We start from the raw sequence: 14,834 nt of genomic DNA on the forward strand, positions 1-14,834 counted from the left end.
GCGGTCAGTCGAGCCGCTCCTGCCACTCTTGGACCCGCGAGAGCAGCTCCACCGGCGGAGTCTCCGCGACGTCGACGTCGCTCAGCTCCTCGATCACGGCGCGGGTCTCGGGGTCGAGCCGGTCGGCTTCGGCGGCCCCCGCGGTTTCGCCGGAGGGCGCCGGTTTCGACTCGGCGCCCGCCCCGTTGCGACCCGCCCCGAGGTCGGGGGCGTCCGCCGCCGTCCCCTCGTCGCCGTCGCCGCCCTCCGCGAACGACCCGGACGAGAGGTCGAACACGACCTGCCGCGTGTCCCCCGCGCCGCCGCCCGGAACCTCGCCGTCGCCGTCTCCCCCGCTTCGCGAGCCGCGGGCCTCGATCGCCTTCTCTTCCCGGAGCCGGTCGAGGACCTCGTCCGCGCGGGAGACGACGGGGTCCGGGACGCCCGCGAGGTCGGCGACGTGGACGCCGTACGAGCGGTTCGTCGGACCGTCCCGGACGGTGCGGAGGAACGTCACCTCGCCGTCGCGCTCGTCGACGGCGACGTGGACGTTCGCGACGCGCGGGAGGTGGTCCGCGAGCGTCGTCAGCTCGTGGTAGTGGGTGGCGAAGAGGGTGCGCGCGCGCACCTCGTTGTGGAGGTACTCCGTCGCCGCCCACGCGATGGAGATGCCGTCGTAGGTGGCGGTGCCGCGGCCGACCTCGTCGAGGATGACCAGCGAGTCCTCCGTCGCCGAGTGGAGGATGTTCGACAGCTCCTGCATCTCGACCATGAACGTCGACCGGCCCTGCGCCAGCTCGTCGAGCGCGCCGACGCGGGTGTAGATGCCGTCGACGAGCCCCACCTCGGCGGCGCGAGCGGGGACGAACGAGCCCGCCTGCGCGAGCAGCTGGATCAGCGCGGCCTGGCGCATGTACGTCGACTTCCCGCTCATGTTCGGCCCGGTGACGATCAGGAAGCCGCGCTCGGCGTCGAGCCGGAGGTCGTTCGGGACGAAGTCGGTCGTCCCCTCGACGACGGGGTGGCGCCCGGCCTCGACGTCGAGCCGACGCTCGTCGGTCAGCTCCGGGCGCGTCCAGTCGCGGCGGGCGGCGTGGGTGGCGAGCGAGGCGAGCGCGTCGAGCTCCGCGACCGCCCGCCCGGCGTCCTGAAGCAGCTCGGCGCGCTCGGCGACGCGCTCGCGCAGCTCCTCGAACAGCTCGTACTCCAAGTCGCCGCGCGCCTCCTCCAGGCGGAGGACCTCCCGCTCCTTCTCCGCTAACTCGTCGGTGACGAACCGCTTCGAGTTCTTCAGCGTCTTGATCTCGCGGTAGCCCTCGGGCACCTGGTCGGCGACCGACTTCCCGACCTGGATGTAGTAGCCGTCCGTCTTGTTGCGGTCGACGGTGACGTGGCTGAGCCCGTGCTTCCGCTTCTCGCGCTCGGCGAGCCCGTCGAGCCACGATTTTACCGATTCGTGGCGCTCGATCAGCTCGTCGAGCTCCTCGTCGTACCCCTCCTTCAGCAGTCCGCCGCCCGTCTTCGCCTTCGGCGGGTCCTCCGCGAGCGCCTCGGCGAGCTCCTCGCGCAGGTCGGCCGCGCGCTCGCGGTCGACGCGGTCGAGCACGGCCGCGGCGGGCGAGTCGGCGAGCGCGGTCCCCCCTATCGCGTCGGCGAGGTCCGGGAGCAGCACGAGCGTGTCGCGGACCGAGAGGAGTTCGCGCGCGCCCGCGCTCCCGCTCGTCGTCCGCGCAGCGAGCCGTTCGAGGTCGTACGCGTCGCCGAGCACCTCCCGGATCCGGTCGCGCGCGAGCGCCGCGGACGCCAGCGCCTCGACCGCGTCGAGCCGGTCGGCGAGCGTCTCGCGGTCCCGGCGCGGGCGGGTGAGCCACTCTCGGAGCAGCCGGCCGCCGGCGGCCGTGACCGTGTGGTCGACCGTGTCGAACAGCGAGCCGTCGGCGTCGCCTCGCATCGTCTCCGTGATCTCCAGGTTGCGCTGCGTGGTCGCGTCGACGTCGACCCGGTCGTCGGCGCCGTAGGCGGTGAGGCGGGTCATCGAGGCGAGCACGCCCGCGCCCGTCTCCTCGACGTACGAGAGGACCGCGCCCGCGGCCCGGACCGCGAGATCCGAGTCGAGCCCGACGCTGTCGGTCGTCTCCCGGCCGAACTGCTCGCGCACGGCGTGTCTCGCGCGGCCGGTCGCGAACGCCTCCGCGTCGAACGCCGTCACGCGCCCCGAGAGGTCCTCGCGGACCGCCCCGAGCAGGTCGTCGTCGTTGCGGACTTGGGGCCCCGGCAGGACCTCCGCCGGGTCGAACCGGTACAGCTCGGCGCGTAAGTCGCCGCCGTCGTCGACCGTCGTCGCGAGGAACCGCCCCGTGGTGACGTCGGCGAACGCGAGTCCGTAGGGGCCGTCGGCGTCGGAATCGCCCCCCTCCTCGCGCACCACGGCCGCGAGGTAGCGCGCGTCGTCGTCGCTCGTCTCCAAGACCGTGCCCGGCGTGACGACGCGGACGACTTCGCGGGCGTGGTCGCCGTCGTCGGTCTCGTACTGGTCGGCGACCGCGACCCGGTAGCCGCGCTCGACGAGGGCGTTCACGTACGGCGTCAGCTCCGACAGCGGCACGCCCGCCATCGGGTACGACGAGCCGTGAGAGGACTTCTGCGAGATCGAGAGATCGAGCTCGTCCGCGACTAACTCCGCGTCGTCCGCGAAGAACTCGTAGAAGTCGCCGCACTGCATCGCGAGGACGTCCGCGTCCGTCTCCGCCTTGAGATCGAGGAACTCCCCGACGATCCCCGTTGCCATATGTCCGTACTCCCGCCGTGTGAGGGTAAAACCCTGCGGGTGTCGGGCCGAGCCGGAACTACCCGACCCGGTTGCGGCGCGTCACCGTTCGGTGGACCAGACCGGAGACGCCGAACACGAGCGCGAAAAGCGTCGCGTACGCGTACCCCGAGACCGCGCCGAACGGGACGGTGCCGACCCACGCCGCCGTCGCCAGCAGCCCGCACACGACCGCGAGCCCGACGTAGTACTCGCCCCAGAGGATCTCGTTGTCCGAGACGATCTCCAGGTACACCTCCAGCTGCCGGCTCTCCTCGGTGAGCGAGACCAGTCCCCGGTCGGACTCGTAGTCGATGAAGCCGCTGGCGGCCAGCTTCGGGAGGTGTGACTGGTGAAGCGCCGTGTACACTCGCTTGCGCTGCTTGTACGTCACTTCGGGGATCTCGAGGTCGTTCTCCCACGCCGCCAGCTGCTCGGCGATGTCGCGGACGCGCGCCTCGGTGCCGTTAGCCTTCAGATACTTGATCACGTTCCGACGTCGTCGGTTGCTCAGGGCCGTGAACACCTCGTCGCGCGACGGACTCTCCGCGTCGGCGGGCGAGGGCTCGTCCGACCCAATGAGTTGCGGTGTCATGACTCACCCATTTGAATTGAGAACACATTGTCCTGACATTACATATCACTTTCTATTAATACAGCAGTAGCGGCGGTCGCAATAAATTTCGGGTCGAAAAAGACACAAAAACTATTTTGGAGCCCATATAATGGATATTTATAAATGGATATTCTATCGGGAAAAGATTTTGTCAATAAAATTATTTTTCTATGACAATCAGATCGGGATGAGACCCGCGGCGTCGGTGGCTGATCCGCGGCAGCAGTAGGGGGCGCACGCGGCGGTAGGCGGCGCATACATACGCGGATAGGCGCCGTTCGAGCGGTATGAACGCGTCACGAAACACGATCACCGATCGCCTCCGACGACCCGCGCGCGTCGCCGTCGACCGACTCCGACAGCCCGAGTACACCGGAGAGAACCGCTGTCTCCCCTGTACGATCGTCAACGTCGGGATCGCGGCGGTCGGGGCGACCGCGGTGGCCGCAGTCGGTGCGCCGCTCCTCGGCGCGGCCGGGTTCGGCGCCGCGCTCGCAGCGATCTGGCTTCGCGGCTACCTGGTACCGGGTACGCCCGAACTCACGAGGCGGTACCTCCCCGAGCGCGTCCTCGCGCTGTTCGGGAAAACGCCCGGTTCGAGGGTGACAGCCGCCCGTCAGTCGGGCGAGGTCGATCCGGAGACGTACCTGCTCGACGCCGACGTCCTCGTCGAGACGCCCGCCGGCGACGACTTCGCGTTCGCGCCCGACTTCGCGTCGGCGTGGCGGGCGGCGGCGACGGGCGAGCCGAGGGACGCTGGCAGCGACGGGAACCGAAGCGACCGCGACGACGTGGCGGCGCTCGCGACGCTCACCGGGATCGACACCGACGAGCTGGCGATCGACTGGTACGAGGGCGTCGGGCTCGCGTACGCGGGCGACGAGAAGATCGGCCACTGGGAGTCGCGCGCGGCGTTCCGGGCGGACGTCGCGGCCGACCGCGTGCTGACGGCGACCCGCGACGACTGGACGACGCTGGCGCTCGCGGACCGCAGCGCGGTGCTCGGCGCGCTCAGGCTGTTCGTCGATGAGTGTCCGAGCTGCGCCGGCGAAGTCGGGCTGGAAGAGCGCGTCGTCGAGTCCTGCTGTTCGAGCTACGACGTGGTCGCCGGACGATGCGCCGGCTGCGACGCGCGGCTGTTCGAGCTGCGGCTGCCGGAGTCGGTCGCGGCCGCCGCCGAGTAGGGAAGGCCGACAGTTCGGATAGGAGAGCGGAGTACGACGGAGAGGGAGTCAGTTTTTCGAGCCCAGTCACCGGAGCCGAAGCTGCCGCAGCACCGAGAAGCGGTTGACCCACAGCTGGACCGCGCTGGCGGCGGCGAAGGCGCCGAGACCGAGGCTGGTCCAGAGGACCGGGTCGACGGCCGACACGAGCGGGACGTCGAGGAGCGCCGCGAGCACGACGAGCAGCGAGCCCACGGCGAGCGCGCGGTAGAGTTCCGACCACGTCGCGCCGCCGGGCGCGAGGACCTCCGTGTAGAGCCGCACGTCGCGCGCGCGGCGAGAGAGCTCGATGGTCTGCGTCTCGCGGTCGTACGCTATCACGCCCGCGTCCGCCAGCTTCGGCAGGTGCGTCTGGACGAGCGACGTGTACACGCTCTCGCGACAGCGCTTCGGCGGGGGCGTCTCGCCCGTCTCGCGGCCCGCGACGAGCGTCGACAGCTCGTTGACCGAGACCGTCCCGCCGACGGCGCCGAGCTGTTCGATGGCGCGCCGTCGGCGCTCGTTCGCGAGGATGGTATACACCTGCTCGGCCGGAAGTACGTCGTTGCGGAGTTTCATGGAGTGGGATCCGGGCGGCCGCGCTCGGCGGCACCCGAGTTCTGTCGTCCACTGCGTCGGACGGAGGTATATGTATGCGCTCGCTACCCGGGACGATCGCCGATCGCGGGGCGACGGTACGAGGTTCCTGTCGGATTCGACCCGTCGAGTGCGGCCTTCGTGCCGCGTTCGGCGGCGGCGGTACGGGGGACATACCGGCAATAACCACTGGAGTAGGGGTGGCGGACCGCCGATCGAACGAGACCGTTGACCGGTTTCGTGAGACGTTCTACCGGCTGGAATCGTCCGTTCGACGGTGACGTGGGAACGCGTAACTAGGTGGGTGTCCCTCGGAGGAGGAAGTAACCGATTCGGTCAGCCCATCGCGGACGGGGGGCGAGTCGGGGGAGAAACCATGAGCCAAGACACAAACGACAAAATCGGACTCTCGCGGCGCAAGGTGCTGGCCGGCCTCGGCGCGGTCGGCGTGGCCTCCGCGGGCGCGGGACTCGGCACCACGGCGTACTTCAACGACACGGAGACGTTCGAGGGCAACACGCTCACCGCGGGCGAGCTGGACCTGAAGCTGGACTACAAGTCGACGTACCTCGGCGGTCCCGGCCGCCTAGACGACATTCGGGCGATGGGATACGGCGGCGAGGACGAGGGCGACGAGACTTTGGCGCAGGACCTCGGTGACGGACGCTACCTGCTCGGGCAGGCGCCCACCACCGCCGAATGGCAGCAGTGGGAGGACGTGGTCCAAGGCCAGGAGTTCGACTTCTGTTCGCCCGGGGCGGACGAGTTCCTCGTCAACGGCGACGGGATCCCGGTGTTCACGCTCGACGACGTGAAGCCCGGCGACTCCGGCGAGGTGACGATCAGCATTCACATCTGTGACAACCCCGCGTTCCTCTACCTCGCGGGCGAGCTGACCGAGAACGCGGAGAACGGGCAGTCCGAGCCCGAGCAGGAGGCCGAGGGCGAAGACACCGACGGGATCGGCGAACTCGCCGATCTCATCGACGTCTGCGTCTGGTACGACGAGGACTGCGACAACGTGTACGAGCCCACCGGGACGGGTCAGCAACAGGAACTGGAGGTCGCCCTGGTCAGCGACACCTCCGGCTCGATGAGCCAAGAGATCGGTGACCTGAAGACCGCCGCGAACAACTTCGTCGACAACCTCTCCTCGCCGGACGAGGCGGCGGCGATCTCGTTCTCCGACGGCGCCAATCTCGATCAGGAGCTGACGACGGACTACCAAGACGTCAAGGACGCGATCGACCAGTACAGCGCCAACGGGGGGACAGACATGGACGACGGCATCTCCGTCGCCGAGGACGAACTCCTCACCGGCACCAACGCGACCCCGGGCGCCTCGAAGGTGATGATCGTCCTCTCGGACGGCGTGCCCAGCGACGCGGACGACGCCGAGGACGCCGCCGACAGCGCGAAGGACGCGGGCATCCGCCTGTTCACGATCGCGCTCGGCAACGGCGCCGACACGGCGTTCCTCGAGGGCATCGCCTCCTCGTCCGACGACGCCTTCGTCGCGCCCGACCCGTCCGACCTCGATACCGTCTACGGCGAGATCGCGCAGATCGTCCTCGCGGGCGAACAAAAGATCCTTGAGGAGGGTTCGATGGCCGAAGTCTTCAGCAAGCTCGACGACGGCGTCGCACTCGACGGTAACCGGCAGGAGGAGGGTCGCCAGCCGTACCCCGGCGCGACCACCCAGTGCATCGGTTTCGAGTGGACGCTCCCGGCGGAGGTCGGCAACGAGATCCAGACCGACTCCGTGAGCTTCGATCTCGCCGTCTACGCCGAGCAGTCGCGGCACAACGACAATCCCCAGGTGGCGTTCAACGGGACCGACGTGAACAGCACCAGCCCCGGTCCCGCACCCAACGGCACCGGCAACATGAGCGGTCAGAACTAGCTCCTCGGAGCGACGCGGCCCCGGACGACGAGACACGTCCGGTTCCCGGCTCGGCGCCTTCGGGCGGCCGACGCGGCGGTTCGCGACCGCCGCCGGGAGTTCCCTTCGGGGATGATACACAATGAACGACGACAAAATCGGACTATCGCGGCGCAAGATGCTGGTCGGACTCGGTGCGGTCGGCGTGGCCTCGGCGGGCGCGGGCCTCGGCACCACGGCGTACTTCAACGACACGGAGACGTTCGTGAACAACGAGCTGACGGCCGGCTCGCTCGACCTGTTCGTCCACGTCGACTACTCCGAGGACCAGGGCAGCTACGCGCAGTACTCCACGGAGCCCGGCACCTACGTCGACGGGAACGTCGTCGGGATCGAGGGCCAGCAGATCGAGGGCGAGCCCCTCAGCATCCAGGTCTCCGACCTGAAGCCCGGCGACTCCGGCGAGGGCGAGTTCTGCTTCTCGATCGTCGACAACCCCGCGTACATGTGGATGTGCGGTGAGCTGACCGCGAACGACGAGAACGGAATGACCGAACCCGAGATGGACGACGACGACACGCCCGACGAGGGCGAACTCGCCGACGCGATGCAGGTGACCGTCTCGTACTGTACCGACGACGGCGACGGCGGCAACGAAATCGGCGACGAGATCGTCTCCGGCTCGCTGGCGGAGGTCATGCTCGCGCTCCAAGCCGGCGTCCCGCTGTCCAGCGACGGTGACGCGAACGCGCCGCTCGCGGACCGCCCCACCTTCGATGGCGTCACCGAGGCGTTCACCGACGGAGAACCGAACGTCGACGAGCAGTGCGTCTGCTTCACCTGGGAGGTACCGACGAGCGTCGAAAACGAGATCCAGACGGACTCGGTCATGTTCGACTTCGAGTTCTACGCGGTCCAGGCTCGCCACAACGACGGGGCGCACAACCCCTGCGTCGACGAGACCGTCGTCACGGCGTACGACAACAGCTGGAAGGGCCAGACGCTCGGCAACCCCACCGAGGGGAACGTCTACACCAGCGTCTCGTTCGGCCAGAATCAGACCGTTCTGAGCTTCGCGTTCGCCGACGACGGCGACGGGGTCGACTTCCTCGACACGGCGGACTACTCCAGCACGAATCTCCCCGTGGCGGTCGACGCGGACGACGACGGCACGCACGACTGGCAGGTCATCTGGCAGCCCAACGCCGGGTTCCCGGACGCCCCGTTCGGATACAAGGAGAACAACAGTGGCAGCTACGGTCCGGCTCAGCCGCTTCCGGCCGGCTTCTCGGCGGCGAAGGTCGGGAACACGATCGTGTTCGGGATCCCGAATAGCGAGATCGGCTCGACGTTCCGGCTGCTCGGATACGGCAGCACCGGCGGCGAGGGACCCATCGCGGAGGTCAACGTGGACCCCTCGCTGGGCCCGGACTTCTACAACAGCGCGAACGCGATCGAGTTCAGCGACTGATGTGCTGACGACGCCGCTCGAAGCGGCGTGACCGCCTCCCACCCCGGACCCGCGCGGGCGGCCGGGACGACGGTTCGACCCCGTCGGTGGGACTCCCTTCGGGGAATTACACTCATGACAGACAACGACGACATCGACACGATCGGACTGTCGCGGCGAACGGTGCTGGCCGGCCTCGGCGCGGTGGGCGTCGCCTCCGCGGGGGCGGGCCTCGGTACCACGGCGTACTTCAACGACACCGAGTCGTTCGAGGGCAACCAGCTAACCGCCGGCCAGCTCGACCTGCTCGTCGACTGGCAGCAGACGTACGACTTCGGCGACGGCCACCAGTTCGTCAACGCGCACCCCGACCACGACGGCGACGGCGAACAGTCGATCCTCGATCCCGAGACGGAAGAAGTCATTAAGTACAGCGACTTCCCGGACGAGGACGACGAGGACAGCAACGGGGCGAACATCACCGGCCTGAATTGTGAGAACATCCCACCGCTCTCGGAGGCGAACTTCAGGCACGACCCCGTCACTGGTGAGGAGATGGACAGGCTCGTCCAGTTCACCGACGTAAAACCCGGCGACTCCGGCGAGATCACCTTCTCGCTCCACCTCTGTGACAACCCCGGCTACATCTGGATGCAGGCGGACAACGTCAGTGACAACGGCGGCACTGCCACCGAGCCCGAACTGATCGTCGACCCGGACAACCTCGGCGACCTCGGCGACGCGATCCAGGCGACGCTCTGGTACGACGAGGACTGCGACAACGTGTACGACGGCGCGGAGCCGGTCGACATCATGCTGACGCTCGACTTCTCGGGCTCGATGCTGTACGAGCAGTACGGCGGCCTCGTCAGCGAGGACGATATCACGGTCGGCGGGACCACCTACACCGAGACGACGAAGATCGACCTCGTCGAGCTCGGCACCCGCCAGTTCGTCAGCTACCTCCAGTCACAGGGGTCGGACGTTCAGGTCGGTGTGGCGTACTTCGACGGCGAGGGGAGCGACGACTCCGTGCCGCGGACGGGGATCCTCCAAGGCCTGACGAGCGACCTCTCCGTGGTGGACGCGCAGCTGACGGATCTCCGGCAGAAGCTCGCGGACGTGGTGACCGGTCCCAGCCCCTCGACGCCGGGCGACGGCGACGGCGACCCCGATCCGTTCGCGAACGCGAACGGTATCGCGACGGGCACCTACATCGGCGAGGGCGTCGACGACGCGCAGGCCGAGCTCGACGCGAACGGACGTAGCGGCGTCGAGTACCGGAACATCGTCCTATCCGACGGCGAGTCGTTCAACGGGGACGGCAGCACGTCGTTCTCATCGCCGACCGGCGCGGCGGCCGACGCCCGCGCGGCGTCGCCGAACCCCGCGACGAACGTGTACACGATCAACGTCGACGGCAGCGCGAGCACGCTCCAGGCGATGGCCGGCGCGGCCGGCGGCCTGGGTGGTGACCCGGCGTTCTTCAACGACGTCAGCGATCCGTTCAACATCCCGACGGTGTTCGGTAACCTCGCGGCACAGACCGCACAGGAGAAGAAGATCATGGAGGACTCGCTCGGCAACGTCCTCACGGCGCTCGCCGACGGGAACGGCGTGCCGCTCGACGCGATCCGGACGACGACGTACGACGAGCTCTCGGATCCGGCGAACGACCCGGACCGCGAGCCGTTCCGCGGCGACGGCGTGATGCACTGCGTCGCGCTCTCGTGGGAACTGCCGTTCGACGTGGGCAACGAGGTCCAGGGCGACACGCTCGGCTTCGACCTCGGCTTCTACACCGAGCAGGCGCGCCACAACGACGGCGCGGGGCCGTCCCAGACGGCCTGAGCGATCGGAGCGACCGAGTCTATCGGACGACCGCGGGGGGGTACGGCGCCCGTACCGCCGGGTACGGTCACCGGACCGGCCGGGTAGGGCGCGCATACATACGGGCGCGGTCGGCGTGGTAAGGGGTATCGAGGGGCGGGGACGCATCGACGAAACGGCCGTTCGGAGCCGCGACGACACACAATGACACAGAAAGAATCGGGACTCACGCGGCGGGAGGCACTCGCGGGCGCCGGAGCCGTCGGCTTCGCGACCCTCGGGGCCGCCTCCGGACGGCGGACGGGGACGGACAACTGGGACGAGTACTCGGACTACACGTACGCCCAGTCGGACACGCCGTGGGACCTGCTCGTCGGGTGGCGGCGCACGGAGAACGGGACGGTCGTCGGTTCGAGCCCGACCGATAGCTTCGACGACGTCGAGGCGGCCGGAATCCGGCTCGTCGACATCGACAACGCGCTGCCGGGCGACTACGGCACCGCGAGCGTCGGGCTCCGGCTCGACGACCCCGCTGAAACCGCGCCGGACGGGGTCCGCGTGTGGCTGCGGATCGATCCCCACCTCGACGGCGCCGACGCCGCGAGCGCGGCGCTCGCCGAGCGTATCAGCCTCGAGGTCCGGTACGACACGGGGATCCTCGGGATCGGCGGCTGCGCGGGCGCCGAGAGCGACTTCGCGGGCTACGGCGAGCGGATCGCCGACGGCACGCTCGCGGAGCTCGACGGCTCCGGGCTCGCGACGGGCGTCGAACTTACCCCCGATCTCCTCGGAAACGGCTGTCTCCGGACCGACGAGCGGCGCTGTCTGATATTCTCGTGGGCGTTCGACGAGGAGGGCGGCAACGCCGGACAGGGCGGCGCGATCGACTTCGACGTGGAGTTCGCCGCGGACGACTGCGCCGCCGAGGGGAACCCGTTCGACATGAACGGCGAGGCGAACGAGACCGATTCGACCGGCATCGGCAGTTCGGTCGACGCCGGCGGTTCGACCGACGGCGGCGGTTCGACCGACACCGGCGAGGGGTCCGTATGACCCCCGGAGACGGGACGCGGCGCCCGAGCGGTCTGAGTCGGCGGCGGCTGCTCGCCGGCATCGGCGGCGTCGGCGCCGTCGGGATGGCGAGCGGCCTCGGAACCGGCGCGTACCTGTCCGACCGCGCGACGTTCGCTGACAACGCGTTCGGCGCCGGCTCCGTCGAACTGATCGTGAACGACGCGGTCTCCGACGGGACCTTCGCGGTCGACGTGTCGGGGATACGGCGGGGCGACTCCGGCCACAAGAAGTTCGAAATCGACGTGCGAACGAACCCCGCCCGGGTCTGGATCGCGACCGACTGTCCGGACGACGGCGCGCTCGCGCGCGCTCTCGAAGTCGAGATCTCCGTCCTCGGCGGACCGTCGCTGACCGACGGCTACCGCTCTCTCGCGGACGTCGAGCGCGACCTCGTCGCGGGCGAGCGGATCGACGCGGACTGTCTCGTCCCCGAGGAGCCCGTGACCCTCGAGGTGGCCTGGCGGCTGCCCGCCGACGCGCCCGACGAGGCGGCGGACGAGGCGACCGACCTGCGGTTCCGGCTGTACGCCGAGCAGTGTCGCCACGTCAGCGAGACCGACGCGGCGGAGTCGAACCCCTTCGCCGACCGGGTCTGTGAGGAGTCGGGGAACGAGTGCCTCGCGTGCGTCGAGTTCGGGAAGGCCGAATTCGGCGACTCTCCGGTCGCGGTCGGGGACGCGCTCTCGCTGATCGAACTCCCCGACGGCGTCGGTGAATACGAGATCGCGATTACCGCGGTCGAGACGAAAGACGAGGGGGGCAACGCCGAGACGGTCGGCGTCGAGTTCACCCTCCAGGACGCCGACGGGAATCCCGGACCGGACATGTGTAAGGTCGAGATCAAGGGCGGGCCAGGGACCGAGTCCTACGAGATCGACCCGGTCTCCACGGAGACGGGCGAGATCCTGTTCGCGCCACTGAAGCCCGACAAGGACAAGCGACACGGGATCAGCAACATCGTCGTCTTCGTCTGTTCCGATTCGGGCGACGGCGACGACCCCGACGAGGACGAGACGGTCGACTGCGTCGTCTGTGACGACGAGAACGCCTCGCTCGCGACGCTCGACGTCCTCTACCGCGGCGACGACGAGCCGTCGATCACCGTCGTCTCGACGAAGGGCGGCACCAGCGGGACGCTGTTCACGGGAACGGTCGCCAACGGCGACGTGTTCACTCTCGACGGGAGCGACGTCGAACACCAAGGGAAGGGGAAAGGCCCCGACAAGCTCGGCCCGGAGGTCGAGATACGGGTCGACGACGGAGCGACGACCCCGATCCACGTGAGCTGCTCGGAGCCGCTCACGGTCGGAATGCGGTTCGGACCCGAAGACGAGTTCGAGATCGACGGCGGCACGACCACGAAGGGCGCGCGGCTCTGCGGCGCGGAGGACAACTGATGAACCACACACTCACATCACCACGGATCAGGAAGGCGGCGAACGTACTCGGGATCGTCCTGTTGCTCGCGCTCGTCGCGCCCTTCGCGGTGTACGCCGCGCCGGAAATCGTCGGCGCCGACGAGAGCTTCGTCGTGCTCACGGCGAGCATGACGCCCGCCATCGCGCCGGGCGACGTGGTGATCGTGGCCGAGCGCGACCCGACGACGGTCGTCGACGGCGACGTGATCACGTTCATGCGCGGCGCGAGCGAGGTGCCGGTGACGCACCGCGTGATCGACGTCGTCGACGAGGGCGGGACACTCGCCTTCGAGACGATGGGCGACGCGAACGAGGGGCCGGATCCGGGGCTCGTCCCCGCCGGGAACCTCGTCGGCGTGGTCGCGCTGACGATCCCGTACATCGGGTACGTGATCCAGTTCGCGGGCACCCAGGCCGGGTTCGTCACGCTGGTGTTGCTCCCGTTCGGCCTGCTCGCGGTCACGGAGGTCTGGTCGATCGTTCGCAGCCGCGAGGAGACGCACACGGGCGCAGACACGGGCTCGGACACGCCGGAAGCGACGGCCGACGGATTCGTCGGCCCGGACGCGATCGCGGCGCCCGGCGCCGTGGCGTCCGACGGGACCGACGCGGCACCCGCGGAGACCGCCGAAGACGACGTTGCTTCCGCGGAGACCGCTGCGACCGGTTCCGGGGGAATCTCCGTCGACGCGGTCGGCGGCGCGGCGGCGGTGTTGCTGGCGTTCGCGCCGTACGCCGCCTACGTGGCGTTCGAACTCCGCACCGCTGCGACTATCGCGGTCGCGGTGGCGGCGGCGACGCTGCTGCTCGGCGCGCTCGCGGCGTGGGTTCCGGCCAGCGGCGTCCTCGACCGGAACCGACCGAGCGCTGAGCCGGCGACGGTCAACGACGCGGCGAGCGACGACGCGGTAATCGATGACGCCGCGGACGGCGCAGCGGACGACCACGCCGCGGGCGACGACATCGCGGCCGACGCGGCGGGCGACGACCACGGACCGGAGTACGCCGAGCGAGCGAGCGATTCGGTCGAACCGTCGGGTTCGGCGGCGGTGACGGACGGATCCGGGGGGGTTCAGTCGGCAACGGCGCCGGCCTCGTCGCCGTCGACGACCCCACCGTCACAGCCGGACCGCGCCGGGGAGGTGGACTGATGGCCGTGAACCGCGGCCTCGTCGGCCTCGTCGCCGTCGCGGTGCTGGTGTGGGGAGTCGCCTTCGGCGGCGGGCTCACGCTGGCCGTGCTCACGTCGAGCGCGAACGTGACGACCACGTTCGAAACGGTCGAGGAGTTCGATCCGATCGTCGAGGAGACGGAGGGGGATTTCAGGATGGCGACGCTCCCAGTTGAGAGCGGAACGAACGCGACGACGCCGGGCAACGCGACGATGCCGGGCAACGCGACGACGCCGGACAACGCGACCGTGTCGGCTCCCGAGAGCGCCTCGGCGCCGCCGGGCAACGCGACCGCGTCGGATAACGAAACTGCGCCGGACAACAAGCCCGCACCTGACAACGCGACGCAGCCGGACAACGGGCCCGCACCGCCCGAGAACGCCTCGGCATCCGACGACGAACCCGCGCCGGACAACGAGCCCGCGCCGCCTGAAAGCGAAACTGCGCCGGACGACGAGACGGAGGAGGACGAATCGACTCCGGACAACGACGAGGCGACCAACGACGAGACGACGCCTCCCGAGAACGACTCGAAGCCGGCCGGGGACGCGTCTGATCCGAGCGGCTCGGAGCCCGCCGCGTTCGTCCCGACCGGGGTGTGAGTATGAACTCGCCGATCCGGCCGCGAGGGTCCGCGTCAGAATGCGGCGGCGAGGCGTGCGCCCGTCAGCCCCCGCTCGTGACGAAGCTCAGGGTGCTGCTGTTGTTCCTCGCGCTGTTTCTGTTCGTGCTCCTCGCCGGTCTCGTTCGCAGTCTCGGGTGAGTCCTCCCGGATTCCGGGCATCGTCGGCGGGATTATGTACCGCAC

General features: G+C 69.3%; 12 protein-coding genes. 8 read left to right on the forward strand and 4 right to left on the reverse strand.

Annotated elements, in window-relative coordinates; translation table 11 throughout:
* Window positions 1-4 precede the first annotated feature (4 nt).
* Together mutS and AC4NMM_RS04560 are read right to left on the reverse strand one after the other, a co-directional pair.
* Window positions 5-2,767 carry a DNA mismatch repair protein MutS gene (gene mutS / locus AC4NMM_RS04555; RefSeq protein WP_491923637.1) on the reverse strand — a complete coding sequence of 921 codons (2,763 nt, stop codon included), beginning with the start codon at window positions 2,765-2,767 and terminating at the stop codon, window positions 5-7.
* A gap of 58 nt (window positions 2,768-2,825) precedes the next feature.
* Window positions 2,826-3,380: a DUF7344 domain-containing protein gene (locus tag AC4NMM_RS04560; protein WP_096394140.1), complete on the reverse strand. Its 555-nt coding sequence runs from the start codon at window positions 3,378-3,380 to the stop codon at window positions 2,826-2,828.
* A 308-nt stretch (window positions 3,381-3,688) separates the two neighbouring features.
* On the opposite strand from AC4NMM_RS04560, the gene AC4NMM_RS04565 reads away from it, so the two are divergent.
* Complete coding sequence (locus AC4NMM_RS04565) at window positions 3,689-4,585, forward strand: DUF8054 domain-containing protein (protein ID WP_491923638.1); 897 nt, start codon at window positions 3,689-3,691, stop codon at window positions 4,583-4,585.
* A gap of 66 nt (window positions 4,586-4,651) precedes the next feature.
* On the opposite strand, the gene AC4NMM_RS04570 is transcribed toward AC4NMM_RS04565, so the two are convergent.
* Complete coding sequence (locus tag AC4NMM_RS04570; protein WP_096394142.1) at window positions 4,652-5,182, reverse strand: DUF7344 domain-containing protein; 531 nt, start codon at window positions 5,180-5,182, stop codon at window positions 4,652-4,654.
* Window positions 5,183-5,576: 394 nt separating this feature from the next.
* Between AC4NMM_RS04570 and AC4NMM_RS04575 the strand changes: the two genes are divergently transcribed.
* The 7 genes from AC4NMM_RS04575 (at window position 5,577) to AC4NMM_RS04605 (ending at window position 14,628) form a co-directional block, all read left to right on the forward strand.
* Window positions 5,577-7,103, forward strand: a complete 1,527-nt coding sequence (locus tag AC4NMM_RS04575) for a vWA domain-containing protein (RefSeq protein WP_491923639.1) — start codon at window positions 5,577-5,579, stop codon at window positions 7,101-7,103.
* Between the two features lie 121 nt (window positions 7,104-7,224).
* The gene (locus AC4NMM_RS04580; RefSeq protein ID WP_096394144.1) at window positions 7,225-8,553 is read left to right on the forward strand and encodes a SipW-dependent-type signal peptide-containing protein; all 1,329 of its coding nucleotides are present in this window, start codon (window positions 7,225-7,227) and stop codon (window positions 8,551-8,553) included.
* A 114-nt stretch (window positions 8,554-8,667) separates the two neighbouring features.
* Window positions 8,668-10,383 carry a SipW-dependent-type signal peptide-containing protein gene (locus tag AC4NMM_RS04585; protein WP_096394145.1) on the forward strand — a complete coding sequence of 572 codons (1,716 nt, stop codon included), beginning with the start codon at window positions 8,668-8,670 and terminating at the stop codon, window positions 10,381-10,383.
* Between the two features lie 183 nt (window positions 10,384-10,566).
* Window positions 10,567-11,415 (forward strand): hypothetical protein, encoded by an 849-nt coding sequence (locus tag AC4NMM_RS04590; RefSeq protein ID WP_491923640.1) that lies wholly within the window; start codon window positions 10,567-10,569, stop codon window positions 11,413-11,415.
* Window positions 11,412-12,833: a DUF7467 domain-containing protein gene (locus tag AC4NMM_RS04595; protein ID WP_491923641.1), complete on the forward strand. Its 1,422-nt coding sequence runs from the start codon at window positions 11,412-11,414 to the stop codon at window positions 12,831-12,833. Before AC4NMM_RS04590 ends, AC4NMM_RS04595 begins: the two co-directional genes overlap by 4 nt.
* On the forward strand, window positions 12,833-14,005 hold the full coding sequence (locus tag AC4NMM_RS04600; RefSeq protein ID WP_491923642.1) for a signal peptidase I: 1,173 nt from the start codon (window positions 12,833-12,835) through the stop codon (window positions 14,003-14,005). The genes AC4NMM_RS04595 and AC4NMM_RS04600 overlap by 1 nt, the downstream gene beginning before the upstream one ends.
* Complete coding sequence (locus tag AC4NMM_RS04605) at window positions 14,005-14,628, forward strand: hypothetical protein (RefSeq protein WP_491923643.1); 624 nt, start codon at window positions 14,005-14,007, stop codon at window positions 14,626-14,628. The genes AC4NMM_RS04600 and AC4NMM_RS04605 overlap by 1 nt, the downstream gene beginning before the upstream one ends.
* A 35-nt stretch (window positions 14,629-14,663) precedes the next feature.
* Here the strand turns inward: AC4NMM_RS04605 and AC4NMM_RS04610 are convergent, their stop codons facing one another.
* On the reverse strand, window positions 14,664-14,834 hold the full coding sequence (locus AC4NMM_RS04610) for a hypothetical protein (RefSeq protein ID WP_491923644.1): 171 nt from the start codon (window positions 14,832-14,834) through the stop codon (window positions 14,664-14,666).

The sequence above is a fragment of the Halorubrum sp. SD41 genome (assembly GCF_058630335.1).